This window comes from Streptomyces ossamyceticus (genome assembly GCF_001418475.1).
GTDB classification, from domain to species: domain Bacteria; phylum Actinomycetota; class Actinomycetes; order Streptomycetales; family Streptomycetaceae; genus Streptomyces; species Streptomyces ossamyceticus.
The window spans coordinates 24,874-47,966 of sequence record NZ_LIQX01000002.1; the positions used below are offsets into that span (position 1 = coordinate 24,874).

16 protein-coding genes and 2 pseudogenes are annotated in these 23,093 nt (G+C 67.3%); 10 read left to right on the forward strand and 8 right to left on the reverse strand.

The window, feature by feature from the left end; all coding sequences use genetic code 11:
- Positions 1-48 precede the first annotated feature (48 nt).
- Together AOK15_RS00140 and AOK15_RS00145 are read left to right on the forward strand one after the other, a co-directional pair.
- On the forward strand, positions 49-1,080 hold the full coding sequence (locus AOK15_RS00140; protein ID WP_055511343.1) for an aldo/keto reductase: 1,032 nt from the start codon (positions 49-51) through the stop codon (positions 1,078-1,080).
- A gap of 79 nt (positions 1,081-1,159) precedes the next feature.
- Complete coding sequence (locus AOK15_RS00145) at positions 1,160-1,576, forward strand: pyridoxamine 5'-phosphate oxidase family protein (RefSeq protein WP_055511345.1); 417 nt, start codon at positions 1,160-1,162, stop codon at positions 1,574-1,576.
- A gap of 102 nt (positions 1,577-1,678) precedes the next feature.
- Here the strand turns inward: AOK15_RS00145 and AOK15_RS00150 are convergent.
- Positions 1,679-2,579, reverse strand: a pseudogene (locus tag AOK15_RS00150) (MmyB family transcriptional regulator).
- A 409-nt stretch (positions 2,580-2,988) separates the two neighbouring features.
- Between AOK15_RS00150 and AOK15_RS44760 the strand changes: the two are divergent.
- Positions 2,989-3,156, forward strand: a complete 168-nt coding sequence (locus AOK15_RS44760; protein WP_157870129.1) for a hypothetical protein — start codon at positions 2,989-2,991, stop codon at positions 3,154-3,156.
- Between the two features lie 58 nt (positions 3,157-3,214).
- Here AOK15_RS44760 and AOK15_RS00155 read toward each other — a convergent pair whose 3' ends face one another.
- On the reverse strand, positions 3,215-4,156 hold the full coding sequence (locus tag AOK15_RS00155) for an aromatic alcohol reductase (protein ID WP_055511347.1): 942 nt from the start codon (positions 4,154-4,156) through the stop codon (positions 3,215-3,217).
- Between the two features lie 15 nt (positions 4,157-4,171).
- Between AOK15_RS00155 and AOK15_RS00160 the strand changes: the two genes are divergently transcribed.
- Complete coding sequence (locus AOK15_RS00160) at positions 4,172-4,657, forward strand: MerR family transcriptional regulator (RefSeq protein ID WP_205632062.1); 486 nt, start codon at positions 4,172-4,174, stop codon at positions 4,655-4,657.
- Positions 4,658-4,844: 187 nt separating this feature from the next.
- Here the strand turns inward: AOK15_RS00160 and AOK15_RS00165 are convergent, their stop codons facing one another.
- Together AOK15_RS00165 and AOK15_RS00170 are read right to left on the reverse strand one after the other, a co-directional pair.
- Complete coding sequence (locus AOK15_RS00165; RefSeq protein WP_079058218.1) at positions 4,845-5,384, reverse strand: pyridoxamine 5'-phosphate oxidase family protein; 540 nt, start codon at positions 5,382-5,384, stop codon at positions 4,845-4,847.
- Between the two features lie 190 nt (positions 5,385-5,574).
- Entirely contained in the window at positions 5,575-8,367 is a 2,793-nt protein-coding gene (locus tag AOK15_RS00170; RefSeq protein WP_055511351.1) for a DNRLRE domain-containing protein, read from the reverse strand.
- 466 nt (positions 8,368-8,833) lie between these two features.
- On the opposite strand from AOK15_RS00170, the gene AOK15_RS00175 reads away from it, so the two are divergent.
- From AOK15_RS00175 to AOK15_RS48975, 6 genes and pseudogenes are all read left to right on the forward strand, one after another.
- Positions 8,834-9,844, forward strand: coding sequence for a LacI family DNA-binding transcriptional regulator (locus AOK15_RS00175; RefSeq protein WP_338059871.1), 1,011 nt, complete (start codon positions 8,834-8,836; stop codon positions 9,842-9,844).
- Positions 9,845-9,945: 101 nt separating this feature from the next.
- A complete protein-coding gene (locus AOK15_RS00180; protein WP_055511375.1) occupies positions 9,946-12,903 on the forward strand; it encodes a glycoside hydrolase family 2 TIM barrel-domain containing protein in 2,958 nt (985 codons plus the stop codon).
- A 67-nt stretch (positions 12,904-12,970) separates the two neighbouring features.
- Positions 12,971-14,278, forward strand: a complete 1,308-nt coding sequence (locus AOK15_RS00185; RefSeq protein ID WP_055511355.1) for an ABC transporter substrate-binding protein — start codon at positions 12,971-12,973, stop codon at positions 14,276-14,278.
- A gap of 100 nt (positions 14,279-14,378) precedes the next feature.
- Positions 14,379-15,359, forward strand: coding sequence for a carbohydrate ABC transporter permease (locus AOK15_RS00190; protein ID WP_055511357.1), 981 nt, complete (start codon positions 14,379-14,381; stop codon positions 15,357-15,359).
- On the forward strand, positions 15,356-16,246 hold the full coding sequence (locus AOK15_RS00195) for a carbohydrate ABC transporter permease (protein ID WP_079058220.1): 891 nt from the start codon (positions 15,356-15,358) through the stop codon (positions 16,244-16,246). Before AOK15_RS00190 ends, AOK15_RS00195 begins: the two co-directional genes overlap by 4 nt.
- 46 nt (positions 16,247-16,292) lie before the next feature.
- Positions 16,293-17,742: pseudogene (locus AOK15_RS48975) on the forward strand (alpha-N-arabinofuranosidase).
- Positions 17,743-17,904: 162 nt separating this feature from the next.
- Here AOK15_RS48975 and AOK15_RS00205 read toward each other — a convergent pair.
- From AOK15_RS00205 to AOK15_RS00225, 4 genes are all read right to left on the reverse strand, one after another.
- Entirely contained in the window at positions 17,905-18,525 is a 621-nt protein-coding gene (locus AOK15_RS00205; RefSeq protein ID WP_055511378.1) for a histidine phosphatase family protein, read from the reverse strand.
- Between the two features lie 88 nt (positions 18,526-18,613).
- Positions 18,614-18,829: a hypothetical protein gene (locus tag AOK15_RS00210; RefSeq protein ID WP_157870130.1), complete on the reverse strand. Its 216-nt coding sequence runs from the start codon at positions 18,827-18,829 to the stop codon at positions 18,614-18,616.
- Positions 18,830-18,955: 126 nt separating this feature from the next.
- On the reverse strand, positions 18,956-20,536 hold the full coding sequence (locus tag AOK15_RS46355) for an ATP-binding protein (protein ID WP_240508244.1): 1,581 nt from the start codon (positions 20,534-20,536) through the stop codon (positions 18,956-18,958).
- A gap of 351 nt (positions 20,537-20,887) precedes the next feature.
- Positions 20,888-22,951: an alpha-L-fucosidase gene (locus AOK15_RS00225; protein WP_055511363.1), complete on the reverse strand. Its 2,064-nt coding sequence runs from the start codon at positions 22,949-22,951 to the stop codon at positions 20,888-20,890.
- Between the last annotated feature and the right edge of the window lie 142 nt (positions 22,952-23,093).

A 23,093-nucleotide genomic window follows, 5' to 3' on the forward strand; every position in this document is an offset into this window, starting at 1 on the left:
TCGGGAGACTGGTGGCAGCAGCCCGCAGACGGACCTACAGGAGGAAACATGCGTTACCGCGGCCTGGGCAAGACCGGGATCAAGGTGAGCCCTTACGCTCTCGGCGCGATGATGTTCGGGGCCATCGGCAATCCCGACCACGACGACTGCGTCCGCATCATCCACCGGGCGCTGGACTCCGGCATCAACCTCATCGACACAGCCGACGCGTACGGGCACGGCGAGTCGGAGGAGATCGTCGGCCAGGCGCTGAAGGGCCGGCGGGACGACGTCGTGCTCGCGACCAAGGCCCGGAAGCCGATGAGCGACGACCCGAACCACCAGGGCGCGTCCCGGCGCTGGCTGGTGCGCGCATTAGAGGACTCGCTGCGCCGCCTCGAGACCGACTATGTGGACATCTACCAGATTCACCGCCCGGACCCCGACACCGACATCGAGGAGACGCTCGGGGCTCTCACCGACCTGCAACGAGCCGGCAAGATCCGCACCTTCGGTACCTCGGCCATGCCGGCCTCCGACATCGTCCGCGCCCACTGGACCGCCGAGCGGCGCGGCCTTTCCCGGCCGCGTACCGAGCAGCCGGTGTACTCGATCCTCGACCGGGGCATCGAGCGCGAGGTGCTCCCGGTGGCGCAGGAGTTCGGCATGGGCACCCTGGTCTGGTCGCCGCTTGCCGGCGGGCTGCTGACCGGGCGCTACCGCAAGGGCCGGCAGGCTGCGACGCACCGCTCCTCGAACTACGACTTCGCACACCTCAAGGACGAACGGCGGCTCGACGCCGTCGAACAGCTCATCCCGCTCGCCGAGGAGGCGGGCATGCCGCTGACCCATCTGGCCGTAGGGTTCGTGCTCGCTCACCCCGGCGTCACCTCCGCGCTCCTCGGGCCGCGGTCCATGGCGCAGCTGGACGATCTGCTCACGGGCGCCGAGGTCACGCTCCCGGACGACGTCCTGGACCGGATCGACGCCATCGTGCCGCCCGGCACGGACACCGGCACACTCGACGTGGCCCACCAGCCGCCGGCCGTCCTCCAGCGGGAACTGAGGCGCCGGCCGCCGGTCGAACGCGCGGCGGCGTGACAGCACCGTGCTGTTGGTCTGCGATGTGATCCGACGGAGGTCCCGCCCACGGGACCCGTCTTATGGAAGGGATAGATCTATGTCTGATGCTCCGTTGCCCGAGGCCGCCCTGGCCTTTCTCCGTAAGCCGAACCCGGCCGTCATGGCGACGGTCACGGCGAAAGGTCGCCCTGTATCGGTGGCGACCTGGTACCTCATCGAAGATGACGGACGTCTCATGCTGTGCATGAACGCCGACCGCGCTCGCCTGAAACACCTGCAGAACAACGGCCACGTCTCGCTGACTGTTCTTGGCGCGGACGACTTCGGCACGCATGTATCCGTCCAGGGACACGTCGTGTCGATCAAGCCTGATGAGGGACTCGCCGACATCGATCGACTCTCAAGGCACTTCCTCGGCAAGGACTACCCTGCCAGAGAGAACCCGCTCGTGACGGTCCACGTGGCGATCGATCGATGGTTCGGTTGGTCCGGAGGTCGTCCCCTTCAGTACTAACCTCGATCTTGTACGAGGGCCCGTCAGCTTGCTGGCGGGCCTTTCGGCTCGTTCGATGTGAGGATTCCTACCGGTGTGCAGGCTGATGGCCCGGCTGCCGCGCTATCCCGCCACGGGGTACATCGCCGCGCGCCGCCCCTCCGGTGACGCCAACCACTCCAGCTTGCCTGCGGTGTCCGCTTCCTCCAGCGGTGGGTGCAGGACGATCGACAGATCCGGCCGCGCCGGCAGCCTCATCACGCTGGACTCGAAGTACAGCAGCCCGAGCACCGGGTAGATCATCTCCTTGCGGATCTGTCCCGGCCTCCTCGATGTCCCGCCGCTCCCACACCTCGGCGAACTCCGGGCTTGCCGCCTTCAGTTCGGCCGCCACTGACTGGAATCCCTCGTCGTCCGGGCTGGACAGGCTGGCTGCCCGGAACTGCGCGACGACCGTGCGCGCGTTCTGCTCCCAACTCCGTGCACGGGCGCGGTACATCGGGTTGGTGAAGAAGTCGACGAGGCAGTTCTGCGTGATGCCGGGCTTCATCCCGAGGACCGTCGCGGCCGCGTCGTTGAACAGCACGGTGTTGTAGTACAGGTCCATGATGTGGGCCGGATACGGCATCCACGCGTCGATCATCCGCTGTAGCCCCGCGAGGGTGACCCCTTGCCTGTCCGGCTCGGTCTCGGGTACGGGCGGGTGCAGCTCGGCGAGGACGTAGAGATGGCGGCGCTCGGTATGGGTCAGCCGCAGGACGCGGGCGACGGAGCCGAGTACCTGGGGGGAGACCGAGATGTTCCGGCCCTGCTCCGGCCGGGTCGGCTCCTCGTTGCACTTCCCGTACGAAACCGCCTGCTCGTCGGTCAAGAACTCCACTGGCATGGCACTGACGCTAACGACGCCCGCAGCTGTGCAAGCGATCTTCCGCCGAACCCCGGTGCAAGGCCGATCGGCTGTGCTAGAAGCCCCTGACCTCCGGCTTGGCGTAACTGCTGTTCCGTTGTGCCCAAGGCCGTCCAACGCGGGCGCGCGCGTGTCCGAGTCGAAAGCTGAACCGTTCACCTCCCGCCGGCGGACCGTGCGCCCGCAGGATCGCCCTTGATGAACTGGAGATCGTCCCGGAACGCGGGAAGGGCCCCAGGGCCGCTTGGATTCTAACGGCCCTCGCAACACCCGCGATTTGTAGGAGTTGTGAGGACCCCTTAAACCCGCCATCCGTGGACGACTCCGGGGCCCCGTTGGTGCCCGTGGCGCTCTCAGCGGCCTCCAGCACCACCGTGGGCCCCGTGGTGGCCACGGTGGTGCTCGCGCAGCATTCGCATGACGGTCGGCGGGGAAGGGTGCTGCCCCTTCTTGGCGCCCTTGGTGATGACGAGTCGGGCGGCGATCTCGCGCTGGCTCAGCTCCTGGTCCCGCAGGTGCGGGCGCCATGTCGAGCATGTCGTCGTCGGTGACGCTCGCGCCGCCGATCCCCTTCCCCCGCAGACGAGTCGACTCGTGCCCCTCCAGCGTCCGGTCGCGGATGTACTCGCGCTCCATGCCCGACATCGCGGCGAGCACGGTGAAGACGACGCCGCCCGGGTCATGGCTGCCCTAGAGGTCGCCGGTGAGGAACTGCAGGCCGATGCCGCCCGTGCGCGGGGGCTGGGGGTGCGTCAGCCGGCGAGGTTCTCCTTGACCCACTGGCGGAGGTCGGTCACGGGGATCGCGTGGCGTGCGTTGTAGGTGTCGTCCTTCGCCCACGCGACGCCGCGGCCCTGTGCGAAGACCGCCCGGTATTTCCGCGTCATGTTGTCCGGGTCGGCGGCCAGCTCGTCGAGCAGCGACGGAACCGTCCACACCTCACGGCGGAACGGACGCTCCAGCACGGTCTCGAGCGTCTCGGCCAGCTCGCCGTAGGTGATGGTGTCACCGGCGAGGTAGACGATCTCGTCGCGGATGCGAGGTTCGGCGAAGAGGATGTCCGCGGTGAGGGCGCCGATGTCTTCGGGCGTTGTCACGGTGACCGCCGTCTCGAGACTTCCCAGCGCGTTGACGGTGTCGTTGGGCAGGTCCACCATGCCCGAGCCGGGCTCGAAGAGGTAGTTCATGAACATGCCGGTGGAGATGATGACCCACTCGGTCTGGTCCTGGGACCGGAGCAGGTCACGGACGTCCAGCTGGGAGTCGAAGATGTCCTGCGGGCTTCCTCGGCCTATGACGTCGAAGTCGACGCCGAACTGCCACGGGAAGTACCGCGGGACCCTCGCCTGGAGGGCGGCCTGGGCGACCTTCATGGGGGTCTCGAGGCCGGCGGTGATGCCCGTGCACCCGATGACCGTGTCGTAGTCGGCGAAGAGGGAGGCGAGCTCGTCGACGGTGTTCTTCACGAGGTCGCCTTCGACGATCTTCACCCCAAGGTTCTTGATCTCAGCGACGTCGCGCTGCTTGTCGGGTGCCGTGGACGCGATCGCGCCGGCCCGCAGGAGCACGCTGACGGACGAGCCCTCCACGTCCCTCGCGCGTCGGACGACGTTGCGGATGACGGGCATGCCGAGCTCCCCGGCTCCGATGATGAGGATGTCCCGGGAGGTGGGGATCGAGCTGTCGTTGGTCATCTGAAGATCGCTCTCGTGTTCGCCTTTCCCCAGCGTGTTCTGGTCGCTGGGGTCTCGAGAAACACCGTAAACTTTGACATCAGTGTCAAGGTCAAGTCGCCGACTGACGAGGAGGAGCGAGGGATGAAGATCAGTGAGGCCGCCCAAAAGACAGGAGCCCCGGCTCGGATGCTCCGCTACTACGAGCAGCAGGGCCTCATCGAGTCGTCGCGGTCGACCAACGGTTACCGCGACTACTCCGAGGACCAGGTCGAGCATGCACGTCACGTCCGGGCGCTCGTCGAGGCCGGCCTGTCGACGAGGATGATCAAGATCGTGCTGGATATCGAGGCTCCCTCGAACCAGGACGCAGCGGGCGCGTGCACCCAGATCCTGGCAGAGGAGCTCGCTCGCGAGCTGCGCGTCGTCGAGAACAGGATCGTGTGCCTGGAGAAGAGCCGAGACGCGGTGATCGACTACCTCCGGCGAACGGGCCACGCAGACCTGCTGACCCCAGCATGATTCGCAACCCCCGGGACCCGAGGGCGGAGGGGCATGGCCCCGGCCTGTCGGCGACGTCGGCCTCAACGGCGTCGACGTCGGCCGCCTGGCCAGCGCCCGTGCGTTGTGGATTGGTGCAGCGGGTGAGAACACCGCAACCTCTGAGCGCGCCGTCCGTGCGGCGTTCCCAGCCTCGCGACGAGTCGGCTCAGTATTGGAGAGGGCGTCCCCCGGACCATCCGAACCAGCGGTCGATTGCGACGTGGACCGTGACGAGCGGGCTGTCCTTGGCGGGGTAGTCCCTGCCGAGGAAGTGTCGCGACAGCCGGTCCATGTCAGCCAGGCCCTCGTCGGACTTGATCGACACCACGTGACCCTGGAGGGAGATGTGGGTGCCGAAGTCGTCTGCTACGAGCACGGTCAGTGCCACATAGCCGTTGCTCTGCAGGTGTTTGAGACGGGCCCGGTCAGCGTTCATGCACAGCATGAGGCGACCGTGCTCCTCGATGAGATACCACGTCGCTACCGAGACGGGCCGGCCCTTCGGCGTGACCGTCGCCATAACGGCGGGATTGGGCTTGGGTAAGATCGCTAAAGCTGCATCCGGTAGAGGTTCATCAGATATCGATCGATCATCTCTCGCAGGCCACACGATGATCAGGACCACGCTCGCCTTGCGACCGCCTCGCGTGTGGCAGCCCTGACCGCCACCAACAGATGACCAACCACCGCCGCTTACCGCTGACATTCACAGCTCTGCTGGTGCACATCCGTCTTCCGCCGAATTCCGGTGCAAGGCCGATCCGGTCCTGGAAGTGGCCGGCGACGGCTGCCTCTACCACGACGGCAAGCTGATCACTCGGCGGGTTCGCCGTTCGCCACACCGGATGGCTGAGGCCGGCCCGTCCCACGCGGGCGGGCCGGCCTCGAACGAGTGTTTACGGGGTCACGGTGATCGCGGGCGCCATCTCGGCGGTCCCGTTGGTGAGCTTCCCGGAGCCGGTGGCGCCTTCGGAGCTGACGAAGCGCAGTTCGTGGTTGGTGCCCCCAGCGTTGCCGACGGCGAGCAGGAGCGTGGACTGCTTGGCCGAGTAGGCGTTCTGGACGAAGGAGGTGATGTCGACGGTGATGTCGCGGCCGTCGATGGCGTTGTCCTGGTGGGTCCCGCCGCCCTCGGGGACGAGGGTCGAACCGAGAGTGAAGGTGGCCGACTTGGCGACGGAGGAGGCCGTGGCGGTGAAGCTCGGCCGGTTCTGCCACGTCATGGTGTTGACAGGGCAGGACGTGCCGCCGCCGGTGCAGGTGGTGTCGCTGACGGGTTGCACGAGCAGCTGGTCGGTGTCGGTCGACGGCACCGACGAGTAGCGGTGGCCGACGTAGGTGAGATGGAGTGTCGCTCGGCTCGGTGCCCTGGTGAGGCTGTTGATGGGGAACTGAAGGTAGGAGAGCTTTCCGTCCCCGGCTCCTGTCGTGTACTGCTCGCCCAGCAGGCCGACCCCGGTGTTGCGGGTGATGAGGGTCAGATCCGTGGAGTTGTTCTTGGTCTGGTCGCCGGTCCACGCGCCCACCCAGGTGTCACCGCTGGTGAGGGCGCCGGGCTTGACGTTCTGAGTCTGTCCGTTCGCGTCCGTGTAGGTGCTGGTCAGCGTGCCGATCCGGCTCGGCGCCAGCGGGAACTGGCTGGTGTATTGGACGAGTTGGTCGGCGACGCGGAGGTTGTTGAGCGTCACGTTCGTGGCGCCGTTCAACGTGTTGCTCGTGTTCTGCTTCGAAAACCACACGTTGTCGAGGGTGACGGTGCCGATCGGGGTCTTGGTGTACGAGTAGGTGGTGCCCGATCCGTCGGGGTTGGGGGCGTACCCGTAGGTCGCCTGCTGGTCGGCGGTGATGGTCTGGGTTGATCCGTCGCCGCCGTTGAGCCAGAACGGTCCCTTGGTGAACCGGGAGGTGTCGATCGAGCTGTTCTTGATCACGACGCTCTGCGTGCGCGGGCCGTTGTTCAAGGAGATGCCGCCGGCCGACGCCGACAAGGAGTTGAAGTTGTCGAACGTGTAGTCGGCGAGCCGGTGTCCGTATGCACTCCCTCCGATCCGGATCGCATTGCCGGCACCGACGGACCAGTTCAGCGTGTTGCTGACCGCGATGTTCTTCGAGTCCTCGTAGGTCCAGTGGTAGTTGTCGAACCCGAGCGCGTCTACGACGGTGTCGTAGGCGGCCACTGCGTTGGCATAGCCCTGGAGGTCGGCACTGGAGGTGCCGAGCTGGAAGTTGTTCCACACGCCGGGCGCCAGCGGGGTGAACCCGTCGCTGGGGTTGTAGTGGCCGGAGGCGAAGGCGTCGTCGTTGCCGAGGGTGAAGACGCCGTTGGCGGTGATGTCCTGGCCGCTGGAGAAGTTCGTCCCGTCGATCCACGGCTGGCCGTACGGGGTGAGGGCCTTGATGTTGTTGAACCTCACCCTTTTGGCGCTGTGGGTCTCATAGTTCCACTGCTTCGTGTCGCGCACATACGTGTCGTTGAACGTGATGTCCGACGAGTGCATGACCATGACCCCGCCCTGGTGCTGGCTCCGGTAGGCGTCATGTGCGTCACCGATGCTGCGGGCGTTGTAGTTCGCCACGCCGTTGCCGTCGAAAACGCCGCGGCCGTTGAACTCGATGTTGCTCGAGTTGATGACCCCGACCGCCGGCTCGAACGCCTCCATGTACGCCTGGATGCGGTTCTTCAGCAGCGCTCCTCCATCGGTGTAGATCCTCAGCTTGCCGCCCTTGAGCTTGCTGCCGTCCAGACCCTTGACCAGGAGACCGGACGACACATACGTACCGTTCGGGAAGTAGAGCGTGTTGAGCGCCGTGGGATTGGCCTTGATGGTGTCGATGGCGGCCTGCAAGGCGTACGTGACGTCATTGGCGGCCATCGTCCGTACGCTCGGGTAGCGCACATTGACGCTGCTCGCGCTCACCAGGCTCCCGGCCGAGGTCTTCTGACCGGCGGGTATGGCGGTGCCGCCCACGGTCTTGCCGGCCATGGAGCTCGCCGTCGCGGCGGGAGGCTTCTGGGCCGCACTGTTCGGGTGCGCCGCGAGGTACTTCGCGGCGAATTCCTGGAAGTTGAGGACACCGGTCTGCCTGTTGACACCGGAACCGTCCGGTGCGCTCGTGGTGTCCGGACGCTGGCCCGCGCCTTCCAGAGGGTCGTTGATGACCGCCAGGTAGGGCTGTCCTGCGGCGTTGGTCGAGTCGCCGTTGACCATCACGATCGCCTGGTTCAACTTGGCGGCGGCTGACATGCGGAACGTCAGGGTGTGCTTGTCCGCGCTCACCGAGACGCTGCCGGACGGGTAGTAGCGGGCCGGGTAGACGTTCACCGTGTCGATCGTGGTGCTGGGCAGCGTGACCGTGATCGTCGGTGTGCGGGAGTCCGAGGCGAAGCGCGCGATGTCGAAGTTGTTGCGGTTCGCGGTGTACTTGACCGCCTCGACGGGCGTGCCGGCGACTTGCACCTGGTACTTCGTGGACGCCACGTCCGGGGACGTCGTCGTACCGCCCCCCACTCCCGTCGGTGCGTAGCTGTGGACGGTGGTGGCGGCGTGTGCGGGGACGGTACCCGTGAGCATGAGGCTCGCCGCCGCAAGGGTGGCGCCGGCAGCGGCTGCGATGAAGCGCTTGACGCGCGATCTGCGGCGCGCCGGGGCGGGGTTCGGGGCGGCGTCGCCGCCGGCCGGTCGGTTCATGGCTGTCTCTCCTCCGGACGAGACCTTCCAGGTCTGTTCAGGCGGTCGCCGCCTGCTGGAGGCGGCGCGGAGCATTCGCGATGTCGCGGCCGGACCGCGGCCGTTTGGGCCGTCGCGGCCGAGAGGACCACCCCGGCGCACCGGGAGCAGGGTGCGAGGTGGCATCGGGTGTTGGTGCGCGCAGTGGGTGTCGGCTGTTCGAGCCGCAGGGTGACGCCACCACCACGTTGACCGATCCACGAGATCGGTCAACGGCGGGGACGTTACTGCCGTGTTTTGGAGCCGTCAATGCTCCGTGCGCGTCCAGTTGCGGCAACAGCCATGACCTGCCCCTGGTGCCCTAACTGGCTCTGCAGCGGCTGAAATTACTGCCATTGCGCGAAGTCTTGCCCTGGCGCGACAGTCGCCCTACGCTGACGCCACTTTCGTGGATCGATAAATGTTTCGGGGAGACTACGTGGTGACAATGGCGGACGTGGCCGCGAGGGCGGGCGTCACCAAACAGACCGTCTCCAACGTGGTTTCGGGCAAGAAGGTGCGGCCGGAGACCTTGGCGAAGGTGAACAGCGCGATCGCCGAACTCGGCTACAAGCCGAACCTGGTGGCGCGTTCACTGCGCACCGGCAGCACCTCGACGGTGGGTCTGTTCGTGCCGTCGGTGGCCAACGCGTTCTATTCGGAGGTGGTCGAGGAGGTGGAGAACCTCCTGGTCGGCCGCGGGTACAACCTGCTGCTCGCCACGACGCGCGACGATCCCGACTACACCCGGGCCCACTTGGAGAACCTCACTGCCCGCTCGGTGGACGCCTTGCTGGTCGCCGGGGACAACGGCGTCGAACAGCAGCTGCCGATGCTCGCGGAGGCCAACTTCCCGGTCGCTCTGTTCGCGTGGGAGGGCGACCCGCCGACCACACTGCCCGTAGTGTCCATCGACTACCAGCACGCAGGTTTTCTGGCCGGGTCCTACCTGCGGGATCTCGGCCACCGCAACGTCGCGGTGATCGCCGACCTCCCCGCCCACACGCCTCGCATCGTCGGCTTGCGCCGGGCGTTCGCCGCCGACGGCCTTGACGAACGCATGGTGTTCGCCTGCACCAGCGACGACGCCGCCGGCGGTTTCGCCGCGGCCGGCGCGGCACTGGAGGCGGATCCGGAGCTGACGGCGATCTTCGCCACCCACGACATCCTGGCCGTCGGTGCCATAGAAGCCGTGGTCCGGTCCGGGCGACGGGTCCCCGACGACGTCAGCGTCGTCGGCTTCGACGACATCGCCCAAGTCGGGCGGATCCGCCCGGCATTGACCACGGTCACCTTCCCCAAACGCGAGATGGCCCAGCAAGCCGTCGAACTGCTGCTGCGGGCCGTCGACTCCGGCCGGCCGCCGACCAACGTCGTATCGCTGCTGCGCCCGACCCTGACGATCCGGGACAGCAGCGGCCCCGCCCGGCGCGCCCGCCCGGCGCCCGGCACCGCCTGACCTGCCACGGCACACCCCTATAGCCGCCGACGCGGTCCTTCCCAGTCATCTCCCGCCATCACGGGGCATTTCGAGAGGAAACACCTTTGCTGGTGAACGGCATGGACCCCAACAGCTACGTCGAAGACCGGTCGCCGGGCACCGGACGGCTGCGGCCACGCGCCGCGTTCGCCACCGACCTGCCCGCGATCGCGCTCGACGGCGACTGGAGATTCCGACTGGCGTCAGGGCTGGACGACCTCACCGGGGACTTCGCCGCGCCGGACTTCGACGACACCACCTGGGACCTGCTCGCCGTACCGTCCTGCTGGCAGATGACCGGCCTGCCCCGCGAGCCGCGCTACGGCGCCCCGGCCTACACCAACATCCTGTACTCGTTCCCCGTCGACCCGCCGCGGGTGCCTCGGCAGAATCCGACCGGCGAGTACCGCCGCGCGTTCGATGTTCCGGACGGTTTCCCGGCGTCGGCCGCGGTGCTCCGGTTCGAGGGCGTCGACTCCGCGTTCGCGGTGTGGCTCAACGGGATCCGGCTCGGCGACGGCAAGGGCAGCCGGCTGACCACCGAGTTCGACGTCTCCACCGCCCTGCGGCCCGGCCGGAACGTACTCGCGGTCCGCGTGCACCAGTGGTCGTCCGGCAGCTACCTGGAAGACCAGGACATGTGGTGGCTGTCCGGGATCTTCCGCTCGGTGTCCGTGGCTGCCCGCGGTGTCGAGGATTTCTTCGTCCGCGCCGCCTACGACCACGCAACGGGGCAGGGCACCCTGGCCGTCGACGTCACCGCCGCTTGCGGGGTGTCCCTGTCGGTGCCCGAACTCGGCATATCCGCCGCCGATCCGGCCGGCCCGTACGTCATCGACAGCATCGAGCCCTGGTCGGACGAACAACCCCGCCTGTACTCAGGGGAGTTGGTCTCCGATACCGGCGAGCGCATACCGCTGCGCATCGGCTTTCGCACCGTGTCCGTGGTGGACGGCGTGCTGACCGTGAACGGCAGGCCGGTTTCGCTGCGGGGCGTCAACCGCCACGAATGGCACCCGCTGACGGGGCGGACCCTGACCGAGGACGCCATGGTGGCCGACGTGCTGCTCATGAAGCAGCACAACATCAACGCGGTGCGCACCGCCCACTACCCGCCCGACCACCGTTTCCTGGACCTGTGCGACAAGCACGGCCTGTGGGTGTTCTGCGAGGGCGACCTCGAGACGCACGGCTTCGAACCCGGCGGCTGGCGGCGCAACCCCAGCGACGACCCCGCCTGGCGCGAGGCCTACCTGGACCGGACCGCGCGGCTGGTGGAACGCGACAAGAACCACCCCTCGGTCATCGTCTGGTCGCTGGGCAACGAGGCCGGCACCGGAGTCAACCTGGCCGCCTCGGCCGCGTGGATCCGCCGGCGCGACGACAGCCGCCCGATCCACTACGAGGGCGACTTCGCGAGCTGCGCGTACGTCGACCTGTACTCCCGCATGTACATCGGCGTGGACGAACTGGCCGCCGTGGGACGCGGCCAGGAGGCACCGACGGCTGATCCGGCCGACGACGCACATCGCCGCGCCCTGCCGGCCGTGCTGTGCGAGTACGGACACGCCATGGGCACCGGACCCGGCGGGCTGTCCGAGTACCAGCGGGTCGTCGAGGCGCATCCGCGCCTGGCCGGTGGATTCGTCTGGGAGTGGATCGACCACGGGATCGCCCGGCTCACCGAGGAGCAGGAGCCCCGCGCGTTCTACGCCTACGGCGGCGACTTCGGCGAGGAGGTGCACGACGGCGCCTTCGTCGCCGACGGGCTGCTCTTCCCCGACCGCACACCGTCGCCGGGCCTGGTCGAGTACAAGAAGGTCATCGAACCGGTCCGGATCCGCATCGATCCGGCAGCGCGGCAGCTCGTCGTGCACAACCTGCACCGCATCCGCGACACCGGCCACCTGGACTTCCGGTGGAACGCCGAGGACGGCGGCGAGCCGGTGGGCTCCGGCGAATTGAAGGTGCCCACGACCGCTCCGGGCGCGACGACCACCGTCGAATGGCCCGCGGAGGTCGCCGCGGCGCTCGATGCGGCGCGCGAGAACGGCTCCGGCGACGAGGTGTGGTTGACCGTGACCGCGGTGCTCGCCGCCGACGAGACCTGGGCCGGGGCCGGTCACGAGATCGCCTGGGCGCAGGGGCGGGTAGCTGCTTCCGCCGCCGTGCCAGCCCCCTCTGCCTCGGTGCCGGCGCTCCCCCACAACGGGCACATCACCCTGGGCCCCGCGCAATTCGACGCCCGTAGCGGGCAGTTGATCCGGCTCGGCGGCCTGGAGCTCGACGGGCCCAGGCTGGACATCTGGCGTGCCCCGATCGACAACGACCTGCTCAACGCGTTCGGCGAGCCGCAGATCACCGACTGGCTAGCCGTCGGCCTGCACCGGATGCGCCATGAGGTCCTGAGCGTCGAACCCGACGCACCAGGGCTCACGGTCACCGCCCGGCTCGCCGCCGCCGGATCCTCCTCGGCGCTCGGCGTGGTCTACCGCTGGACGGCCGGCGACGGACCGGACGCGGGACAGCACCGGCTCCGCCTGGAATGCGCCGTCACCCCTGACGGCGCGTGGTCGGTGCCGCTGCCCCGGCTGGGGATCGCACTGTCGCTGCCCGGCACCGACGCCGAGGTCGAGTGGTTCGGCCTCGGTCCCGGCGAGGCGTACCGCGACTCCCGTACCGCCGCTCGCACAGGCCGTCACCGGTCGACGGTGTCGGCGATGCAGACCCCTTATGTGCGCCCGCAGGAGAACGGCAACCGTCACCACGTGCGCCGCGCCCGGATCACCACCGCGGACGGCACCCTGCTCATCACGGGCGCCCCGGTCATCGACCTGACCGTGCGTCCTTGGAGCACCGCGGCGCTGGCTGCCGCGGCCCACCAGCACGACCTGGTCGGCGACGGCCGGCTCCATCTCCACCTCGACCACGCGCACCACGGCCTCGGCAGCGCGTCCTGCGGGCCGGGCCCGTCGGCATCGGACGTCCTGGCCGCGGTCCCGACGGTGTTCAGCGTGGAGTTCAGCACCGGTCGGTAGGCGGGCCTGGCCGCCTGCCCACCGACAGTCCAGCAAGTCAGTCCCCGTCACGAAGGGTTTCCCTCACATGGACCGCACCACCATACGCAGCCGCAGACTCCTGGCGCTCGCCACCGCGGCGGTCATGGCCTTCGGAGTCGCCGCGTGCAGCGATGACAAGAACGACTCGGCCGGAGAATCGGGCCACAGCGGGCCGGTGAAGATGGAGTTCTGGGGCTGGGCCGGCTACGAGAAGATAGTCGACCAGTGGAACGCCGCCCACCCGGACATCAAGGTCACCTTCAAGAAGATCCCGTCGGGCCCTGCGGGCGGCTACACCCAGATCAACAACGCGCTCGCTGCAGGCAACGGCCCGTGCCTGGCCCAGATCGAGTACCAGAACATCCCGTCGATGCTCGTGAAGAACTCGGTCATGGACATCACGCGATACGCGAGCGACGGCATGGACAAGTACGTCCCGTCGGCCGTCTCCGCCTCCAGCGTCGGCGACAAGATCTACGGGGTTCCGGTGGACATCGGCCCGATGGTCCTCTTCTACCGCAAGGACCTGTTCGACAAATACGGCATCAGTAAGCCGCCGGCCACCTGGGCCGAGTACAAGGCCGACGCCGAGAAGGTCAAAACCGCCGACCCTGCTGTGAAGTTCGGCACCAAGCTCGGCGACGGCGCCGGTTTGGCGTCCTTCACCCTGCAGACCGGTCAGTCCTGGTACTCGACCCAGGGAGACAGCTGGACCGTCAACATCGACAACCCCGGCACCCGCAAGGTCGCCTCCTACTGGCAGGACCTGAAGGACCAGGGTCTGGTGGCGAAGCACGGCAGCGCCTGGGACCCGCAGTTCAACAAGGCCTCCGAAGCCGGCAAAGTGCTGACGTTCGTCAGCGCCTCCTGGGCCGCGGGCGGTCTGAAGTCGGACCTGAAGGGCGAGGCCGGCAAGTGGAGGGTGGCCCCGATGCCGACCTGGGAGGCCGGCGACAACAAGAGCGCCAGCAGCGGCGGCTCGGCCACCTCGGTGATCACCGGCTGCAGGACGCCCCGTGAAGCGGTGCAGTTCGCCGATTTCCTCTCCAGTGACCCGCAGGCCGTGAAGACGGGCATCGAAGGCGGGCTCTACCCGGCGTCGAAGGCCGGACAGGACGACCCGTTGCTCACGGGCGGTGACCCGTTCTTCGGCGGCCAGAAGGTCGGTGACGTGTACAGGGCCTCCGCCGCGCGGGTACCCAGCACCTGGACCAACGGCCCGACCTTCCAGCAGGTCGAGACGGACTTCACCGGCGCCATCGGCAAGGGCACCCTGCCGGAGGCGGTCACCAAGGTCCAGACCTCGACGGTCGCCGCGATCAAGAAGCTCGGCTTGTCGGTGACCAACGGCTGAGGCGGCACGACTCCAGCCGCTCCGAAGGATTCCCGCGGCCGCCCGTATCCGGCGCCGCGGGGATCCGTTCCCTGACGACAAACCGCCCAGCGAGGTTTCCATGAGCAGTCCCAGCAGCACCCGGACCGCGTCACCGCCGCGGCCGGCGCCCGCGGTCACCGGCCGCGTCTTCCCCGCCGGCCGGCCGCGGCGCGCCGGCCTGCGCAGCGCGTTGACCGCGTCAGGTTTCCTGGCGCCGTTCGCGGTCCTCTTCCTGACCATGATGGTCGCGCCGATCTGTTACGCGATCTACCAGAGCTTCTTCACCGTCCGCCGCGCCGGGCTTTTCGGCGGTACGCAGTCCACCGAGTTCACGGGACTGTCCAACTACGCCGATGCCTTCGGCGACCACGACTTCACCGCGTCGATCGTGCGGGTCGTGCTGTTCGGCTGCGTCCAGGTCCCGGTCATGCTCGTCCTGGCCCTCCTGCTCGCGCTCCTGCTGGACTCCCGCTCGGCCCGGCTGCGGAAGACCTACCGGCTCACGTTCTTCCTGCCCTACGCGCTGCCGGGTGCGATCGCCGCGTTGATGTGGTCCTTCCTTCTGGTGAAGGACCTCTCGCCGTTCACCGGACCGCTGTCCCACCTCGGGATCGACGTCGACTTCCTGTCGCCGTCGTGGGTCCCGTTCTCGATCGGGAACATGATCACGTGGGGTTGGACCGGCTACAACATGCTGATCATCTACTCCGCGCTGCAGACGATCCCGGCGGAGGTGATGGAGGCCGCCGCGCTCGACGGTTGCACCGGATGGCGCCTGGCGTGGGCGGTGAAGATCCCGCTGGTGCGTCCCGCGCTGGTGCTGACCACGGTCTTCTCCATCATCGGGACGGCGCAGCTGTACACCGAGCCTGCGGTCCTGGTCGGCGCGCGCATCCCGGGCGTCGACCCGAAGTTCTCCCCGATCATGAACTCGACCGTGGCCATGGACGTGGGCGGCCAGAACCTGGCCGCCGCCCAGTCCGTCGTGCTCGCGGTGATCACCCTCGTGCTGTCGTTCGGATTCCTCAAGTACAACCAGCGCAAGGGAGCGATGGCATGAGCGTGATCTCGGCCGCCCGGCCCACCCGACCGACCCGGCCCGCCCGCCGCCGTGCCACTGACATCGCCAGCAAGACCGTCGTCAACGGCGTGCTGGGCCTGATGGCCCTGTACACGCTGATCCCGCTGTGGTGGCTGTTCGTCTCCTCGACGAAGGAATCGGGCTACCTCTACACCGGTACGCCGCTGTGGTTCTCCCACTTCGACCTGGTCACCAACATCAGGGACGTGTTCGCCTTCGAGGGCGGCATCTTCGCCACCTGGCTCGCCAACAGCGCGCTGTACAGCCTCGTCGGCGCCGCCGTCGGCACCCTGCTGTCCGCGATGGCCGGCTACGCGCTGTCCAAGTTCCACTTCCGCGGTCGCGAAGGCGTGTTCAACGTCGTCCTCGCCTCGGTTCTCATTCCGGCGCCGATGTTCGCCCTGCCGTTGTTCCTGCTCATGGCCAAGCTCGACATCACCAACTCCTACTGGTCGGTGTTGCTGCCGAGCTGTGTCAGCCCGTTCGGTGTCTACCTGTGCCGGATCTTCGCCGCGGCGTCCGTCCCGGACGAACTCCTTGAGGCCGCACGGCTCGACGGAGCAGGCGAACGCCGCACCTTCTTCCGGATCGCCCTGCCGCTGATGTCGCCTGCCCTGGTGACCGTCTTTCTTTTCCAGTTCGTCGGCATCTGGAACAACTACCTGCTGCCCTCGCTCATGCTCAACAGCCCCTCACTGCAGCCTGTCACGGTGGGCCTGGTGCAGTGGCGCGCGGAGAGAGCCAGCGGAGTGCCGACGCTGATGCCGATCACCGGTGCCTTCCTGTCGCTGATCCCTCTGCTCGTCGCCTTCATCTGTCTCCAGCGGTTCTGGCGCAAGGGCCTGACCGCAGGCGCCGTCAAGTAGCGCGTTCGCCGCCTCACACACCTCCTGAACTGCAAAGGATCCCGTCATCGCCCCTGTCCGGCGCCGCACCTTCGGCTCGTTCGTCGAACACCTCGGCCGCTGCGTGTACACCGGGCTCTACGAGCCGGAACACCCGACCGCGAACTACGACGGTTTCGTATGGACGTCGTCGCGCTCGTCAGGGAGCTCGGCAGCACGACCATCCGCTACCCGGGCGGCAACTTCGTCTCCGGCTTCCGCTGGGAGGACTCGGTCGGCCCGCGCGACAAGCGCCCGGTGCGCCGCGACCTCGCCTGGCACTCGCTGGAGTCGAACCAGGTCGGCCTGGACGAGTTCGCCCGCTGGCTCAAGCTCACCGACTCCGAGCTGATGCTCGGGGTGAACCTCGGCACGCGGGGCATCCAGCCCGCCCTGGACCTGCTCGAGTACGCCAACCATCCCTCGGGTACGGCGCTGCCGGATCTGCGTATCGCCAACGGCACGCCGGAGCCGCACAACGTGCGCATGTGGTGCTTCGGCAACGAGATGGACGGATCCTGGCAGACCGGCTTCATGACGGCCGACGACTACGGCAAGCTCACCCCCCCCGTACCGCCGCCGCGATGAAGATGGCCGACAAGGACCTCGAACTCGTGATCTGCGGCTCCTCCGGCTCCTGGATGCCGACCTTCGGCGACTGGGAGCGCACGGTGCTCGAGCACACCTACGACCACGTCGACTACGTCTCCTGCCACGCCTACTACCAGGAGCTCGACGGCGACCTCGGCTCCTTCCTCGCCTCGGCGACCGACATGGACTACTTCATCGACACCGTCGTCGCGACCGCCGACCACGTGGGGTACAAGGAAACGCTCCAAGAAGAAGATCAACATCTCGTTCGACGAGTGGAACGTCTGGTACCAGAAGGAGCACGCGGAGTCCGACGAGGCCAACGACGAGTAGCGGCACGCCCCCCGGCAGCTGGAGGACGTCTACTCGGTGGCGGACGCCGTCGTCGTCGGCAACCTGCTGATGACCCTCCTCAAGCACAGCGACCGCGTCACCTCCGCATCGCTCGCGCAACTCGTCAACGTGATCGCGCCGATCATGACCGAGCCCGGCGGCAGACCACCTTCCACCCGTTCTCGATCACCAGCCGGCTCGCCTCCGGCGAGGTGATCCGGCCCCTGATCCAGGCACCGGTGTACGAGACCGCACGCCACGGTGCGGCATCCGTCATCGACGCCGTCGCCACCGCCGACGAGGACCGGGCCGCGGTCTTCCTCGTCAACCGTGACCTGCACGAGCCCGCGCAGGTCACGATCGACGTCCGGAGCCTCGGCTCGACGCACGTCACCGAGGCGGTCACGCTCGCCGACGCCGACGTGTACGCCAAGAACATATTCGCGGAGCAGAACCGCGTGACCCCGGCCCCGAACACGACCGCGAAGCTCGCCGACGGCGTGCTCAGCATCGAACTGCCACCGCACGACGGCGGGCGCGGGAAAGGGCTCTGATCGACATTTCGGGATCGCCGAGCATGACGGCTCACGGCGTCGAGAGCTGTCCGGTCTCAGATAAGTCCGGGTGAGGCGGTCCCCTGACCTGCGGTGCCCGGACTTGAGCGAGACGGGTTTCGCAAGATCGTCTCACTCAAGTCCGGGCAAACGCCTTCTTGGTCAGATATGGAGTTCGGGCGGGAAGCCGGTCCAGCGCAGTTCTGCGGGCAGATGCCGCATGTCGTTGTAGAAGAGCACGGAGGCCGGCTTATCGGGTGCGTAGCGGATGACCGTCAGAGCCGCGTTGCTGTGGTTGAGGCCCATCCAACGCCACTCGGGCGCGTCGAGGGCAGCCCGGATGAGCCAGCCGATGAGGAAGTTGTGCGTGACAACCAGTTCATGGCGGGGGCGATCTCCGTCGACCGGACCTGTAAATTCGGCAAGTGCTTCCCGCGCCAGCGGTCCACCATTGCGCTCCTCTTCCGGAAACTGAGCGAGGAAGCTGAGCATGGCGTCGGCCGAATCCGGCGGCAGATCCTCCTTCGTAGGCAGGTAGGGGATGTAGTCACCGGCCAGTTCCGACTGGTGCAGTGGGACGGCGGCAAGTTGTGCACTGATCAGCTGGGCCGTCTGCTGCGCCCGAGGCAGCGGCCCGTGATATATCGCCGAAAGTGGGGTGCTCTGGAGTCGTTCTCCGAGCAGAACGGCTTGGCGCCGGCCGCTTTCCGTCAGGGTTGTCTCGTCTGCTGACGCTTCACCGTGCCGGGCGAGGTAGAGGTATCGAGTGGCTGTGTCTGTCATGTCCCGGGTCTCCGTTGCCATCCGTGATCTTGTATGCCGGGATGGACGCTGAGCTCGTTGTGCATAGTTCCGTCGCGGCTGAGCTGGCTCAGTTGGCGATGAGTGTGGGGACGCCTTCGGGGTTGCCGAGCCGATACTCGATCTCCGCGGCTGACGACTTCACAGTCTTCGTGAGCCAGATGCGGCTGGTCCCGCGAATCGGGCTCTCGGTGGGGAAGCGCTGATGGAACTGGACGATGCTGCTGAGAGAGACGTAGAAGTCGTCGCTCATCGCCAGTTTCCTCCAGTGGGGAGACGTGAACATGTGGATCAGCGCGACGCGTTCGGGGAATCCGGCTGCTGTCAGCCAGGGTTCCTTCCTGTCCGGCTCGACTTCGGGCCCTTTGACTCGGACCAGGTCGTGAAGGGTCTCGGCTCGGTGGACGAGCCGCTAGTGGCGGTGGGCGAGCCCGGCCCAGAGCCCTGCGGTGAGTTCCTCGCAGAGGTCGATGAGGGCTGTGCCGTGATGTCGGCGAAGGCGCCAGTACTTCTGCTGTGCTCGAACGACAGCGGGGGTGCGGGACAGATCGAGCTGCTCCTCGGGCGCGTGGACGTGCTGACCGACCCATAGTCTGTGGCGGATGCAGACGTTGTCGTGAATGGGTGCCCAGATCTGGGCGGGAAGTGTCGCGCCTGTGCGCGCGACGACGCAACGGCGGCAGGCCCAGCGAAGGACGTGGTTATCCGGGATGGCGGGCGGATCCGCAGGGCGGTCGTCGGTCTGAAGGTCAGGGAGTGTGCGGACCAGGTGTTGTCGAGTCTGGCCGCTGAGGATGCAGAGGACATCGACGCTGGTCAGGCGAGATTCCAGCCAGCGTGACGGTGCTCGCAGTCGGGCCAGAGGGACATGGTTGGCCAGGGCCAGTCGGGACCAGTAGGACGACTCGCACTCGCCGGGAAACGGCGGCAGCGGGATGGGCAGAGGACGGATCAGGGCCGGACGGAACACGTTCATCCCGTGTGGGGCAGGGATGAGGGACGGTTGTGGCCGGAGGATTCGCTGCTGTGGTCGATGCGGATGTTCTTGATCGTGGTCCGGGTGATGCGTTCGGTCCCGTCCAGGAACGCGGAGATCGCCGCAGCCCGGACAAGGTGGGAGAGACTTCCGATCATGCCGGCCCGTGCGCTGGTGCAGGTATTTCACCATCTCCACCAGGGTGTTGGGCTCGTGCCGGTGGAGGCGGAGGGTGTTCTCCATGGAGGCGATCAGGGACCGCCACTCGCTGTTGAGAGGGAAGGGGCCCGTGCGGATGAGGACGCAGCGGCCGGCGAGCTGCTTGCCGCGAATGCCGGTGAACAACCCGGACTGCTCGACGTCGATCCCGGCATAGACCAAGGTCGCGGGCAGGTGCTCGGTGAAGTACTTCAGGTGGTCGGAGAGGTCTTCACCGGCGATGGTGGCGTGGTTGAGCAGATGGATCTCGTCGACCAGGACCAGGTCCGTGCGGGCCTCGATGAGCACTTGGCAGACGGCGCTGGTGACGTCGATGGTGTTGTGCCTCGGGCCGATCACAGGCAGGCCGAGGAATCGGGCGAACTCCATGGCGAGTTTGGGCGGGGACCCCTTGGGCGGGGCGGTGATGTATACGACCGGGATGCGGGCGCTTCCCGGAAAGCGTTGCCGGACACGCAGTTCGTGCAGGCGGCCGAGCTGCTTGAGAGCGGTGGTCTTCCCGGAGGTCCACTCCCCGGAGACGATGAGTCCGCGACGGACGCCGTGCTCGCGCTGGTTGAGCAGGGTCAGCAGTCGTCCCTGGTGGGCGATGTCCTTGACCGTGGACGTGCGAACGACCTGGAGTTCGGAGTGGTAGGCGATGAGGGCCTCGGCGTAGGCGTCCCGCATCGGCGGGCTCAGGGCCTGCCATTGCTGTTCGGGCAGCAGGTCGAAGACGGCCGGGTCTTCTTCGATGAACCGGCGCCAGCCCTCCAGCCGCGTGGACGGGTCCGTGCGGTCCTCGCCGAGCCCAGGCACTTCCTCACCGTCTGTCTGCGCGGCGGCACCTAACGCCTGTCCCAGGCGTTCGCCCTGCCCGCGTCCGACTCCTGGCGCAACGGCTTCAAGGTGGTTACGCCACGCCCGGGCGAGAAGCGCGTCTTGAGCGGGGCGACCAACGTCAGCGGGTTCACCGTTTTCGACAGTGGCACGAACATCTACCGCGCCTCCGAACAGCTGCCGGCACGCAGAGCCGGCAGCTGTTCGTCGACGGAGTGCGGGTCCAGCGCGTTGCGAGGGCACCGGCTTGCCGTCCTGCAACGCCTACCCACCCGGTCGTGTGCCGCAGCCCCGACCGGGTGGGAAGGTGGGTCACCGGGAAGGCGCCGGTCAGGAGACCGGCCGGATCGTCCAGAGCAGGTTGTTGTTCTGCTGCCAGGTCCACTGCTTGGTCACGGACCCTGAGGTGACCTTGCCGCCGCTGTCGAGGACCAGTCCCGTGCTGCGATTGGCGATCGAGTACTGGCCCTGGCCGCGGGGGGTGATGCGCCACTGCTGCGTGTCGCTGCCGTCCCAGGCCTTCTGCCGGGCCGGATCGCCGTTGGCGGTGGAGCCCCAGCCGTCGGCGACCATGCCGTTGGTGCGGTTGACGAGCTTGTAGTAACCGTCGCCGAGTTCGACTGCCTGCCACTGAAGATTGGAGTAGTTTCCCGGCGACCACTGCTTCAGCCTCGAGCCGCTGGCGACATCGCCGCCGCTGTCCAGCACCAAGCGGCTGGTGACATTCGTCAGGCGGAAGTACTTGTCGGGCCTGAATGTCACCTTCAGTGATCGGATCGCGTCGTTGTTGCCGGTCGCCACGAGGTCGGGGTTGCTGGAGGTGAACGTCCAGGCGGTGCCGGTGAAGTTGTCGCCGGAGTAGCCCGTCACCTGGTAGCCGTCGGGTACCAGGATGGAGGAGGCCATGGCGGGCCCCAGGCCTGCGGCGGACAGCTGGGAGGACGTGTAGCTGCCCAGCGGCAGAATGGCGCTGTTGCCTTGATAGCTGACGTTCTGGAACACCGTCGCCGATGTGGAAACCCCGATGGGCATGCCCAAGACCTCGACACACACCACGGAGACGTTGGCGTTCGGCGCGGTGGTCGGCACGGTGACGTCGATGGTGCCGCCGCTGATGGTGTACGAGAGCGAGACCGAGGGGTTGTTCATCAGGTAGACGCGGCTGATCGTGTTGTCGATCGCCGGGATCCGCAGCTGGCCGTTCGTGGGCCAGGTGAAGACGTGGGCGAAGAGCTTGCCGCTCTTCTTGGTGACCTTCCCCCACGCCGGTTCGAAGGTGAACGGGCTGCCGCTGGTGCCGTGAATGCTGTCGCTGTACGTCGACATCCACGAGGCCAGGCCGTTCAGGACGGATTCCGTTCCGGGGGTGACCAGGCCCTCGCCCGTGGGGCCGATGTTCAACAGGTAGTTGCCGTCCCGGGAGACCACCGTGACGAGTTCCCGGACGAGGTCCTTCAGGGGTCTGTAGCGGGTCTCGAGGTCCGCGTTGTAACCCCAGGAGCCGTTCATGGTGGCGCACTTCTCCCACTGCCGGTCCATCGGCTGGGCGGGTATCGCGAACTCCGCGACGGCGTAGTCGCCGAGACCGAGGTCCCGCTTGACCCGTTCGTTGACGATGAGGCCGGGCTTGCGGGCGATCAGCCAGTTGTAGAGGTCGATGCCGTCCGATTTCAGCCACCAGTCCGTAAGGGTGGGGCTGGAAGGCTCGCCGGACCAGTCGCCGTCGAACCACAGCAGAGCCGGGTCGTAGCGGTCCAGCAGTTCCTGGAGCTGCGCCTTCATGTCGGCGATGTAGGCGGTGCGGGCGGCCTGCGAGGACATGGTGGTGAAACCGCCCTGGTAGCGGTCGACTTGTGACGGATGGTTCCAGTCGAGGATCGAGTAGTACAGGCAGAACTTGATCCCACGGCTCTCGCACTCCCTCTTGAGGTCCCCGAGCACGTCGGTCTGGAAGCCGCTGTAGTCATGCAGGTTGTACAGCTTGTCGCCGGTGGTGTCGGTGAAGCTCGCCACGCCGGAGTTCCACATCGCGTAGCCCTCGTGGTGCTTGGCGGTGATCACGAGGTACTTCATGCCGGCGTTCTTGGCCAGTTCGGCGATGGCGGCGGCGTTGAACTGGCTCGGGTCGAAAGGTTGGCTGACCTGGGTCTGGTAGTTCACCTTGCTCCACCGCTGCTGGTTCATCGCCCACTCGCCCTTGGCGAGATGCGCGTAGGACCCGAAGTGGATGAACATCCCGAACCGGGCCTGGTACCACCAGTCCATCTTCGAGGGGACGTCGTATGCCTCGGCGGTGGAGGGCCACAGGGCCTGCGGCAGCCCGAAGGCCGCCACTCCTCCGGCGAGGGCGGCGGCTTTCATCAGAGAGCGTCTGCTGAGGGAGGCAGAGGACATGGTGCGGCTCCATGTGTCGGGGGCGGGAGGGAGGAGAGCAGGGTGTGAGGAGCGGAACACCGGCGCGGTGGCTGTGTTCCGCTCCAACTTCCAGAAGACATCCGATGGATTTATAGATGAACCACGATGGCCGCGTCTACAG

Coding starts and splice junctions, on each gene's coding strand:
- AOK15_RS00195 (WP_079058220.1), top strand. CDS start 15,356: ATGAGCGTGATCTCGGCCGCCCGGCCCACCCGACCGACCCGGCCCGCC.
- AOK15_RS00170 (WP_055511351.1), bottom strand. CDS start 8,367: ATGAACCGACCGGCCGGCGGCGACGCCGCCCCGAACCCCGCCCCGGCG.
- AOK15_RS00145 (WP_055511345.1), top strand. CDS start 1,160: ATGTCTGATGCTCCGTTGCCCGAGGCCGCCCTGGCCTTTCTCCGTAAG.
- AOK15_RS00185 (WP_055511355.1), top strand. CDS start 12,971: ATGGACCGCACCACCATACGCAGCCGCAGACTCCTGGCGCTCGCCACC.
- AOK15_RS00190 (WP_055511357.1), top strand. CDS start 14,379: ATGAGCAGTCCCAGCAGCACCCGGACCGCGTCACCGCCGCGGCCGGCG.
- AOK15_RS00180 (WP_055511375.1), top strand. CDS start 9,946: ATGGACCCCAACAGCTACGTCGAAGACCGGTCGCCGGGCACCGGACGG.
- AOK15_RS00140 (WP_055511343.1), top strand. CDS start 49: ATGCGTTACCGCGGCCTGGGCAAGACCGGGATCAAGGTGAGCCCTTAC.
- AOK15_RS00155 (WP_055511347.1), bottom strand. CDS start 4,156: ATGACCAACGACAGCTCGATCCCCACCTCCCGGGACATCCTCATCATC.
- AOK15_RS00175 (WP_338059871.1), top strand. CDS start 8,834: ATGGCGGACGTGGCCGCGAGGGCGGGCGTCACCAAACAGACCGTCTCC.
- AOK15_RS00205 (WP_055511378.1), bottom strand. CDS start 18,525: ATGACAGACACAGCCACTCGATACCTCTACCTCGCCCGGCACGGTGAA.
- AOK15_RS00165 (WP_079058218.1), bottom strand. CDS start 5,384: ATGTCAGCGGTAAGCGGCGGTGGTTGGTCATCTGTTGGTGGCGGTCAG.
- AOK15_RS00225 (WP_055511363.1), bottom strand. CDS start 22,951: ATGTCCTCTGCCTCCCTCAGCAGACGCTCTCTGATGAAAGCCGCCGCC.
- AOK15_RS44760 (WP_157870129.1), top strand. CDS start 2,989: ATGTCGAGCATGTCGTCGTCGGTGACGCTCGCGCCGCCGATCCCCTTC.
- AOK15_RS00210 (WP_157870130.1), bottom strand. CDS start 18,829: ATGTTCACGTCTCCCCACTGGAGGAAACTGGCGATGAGCGACGACTTC.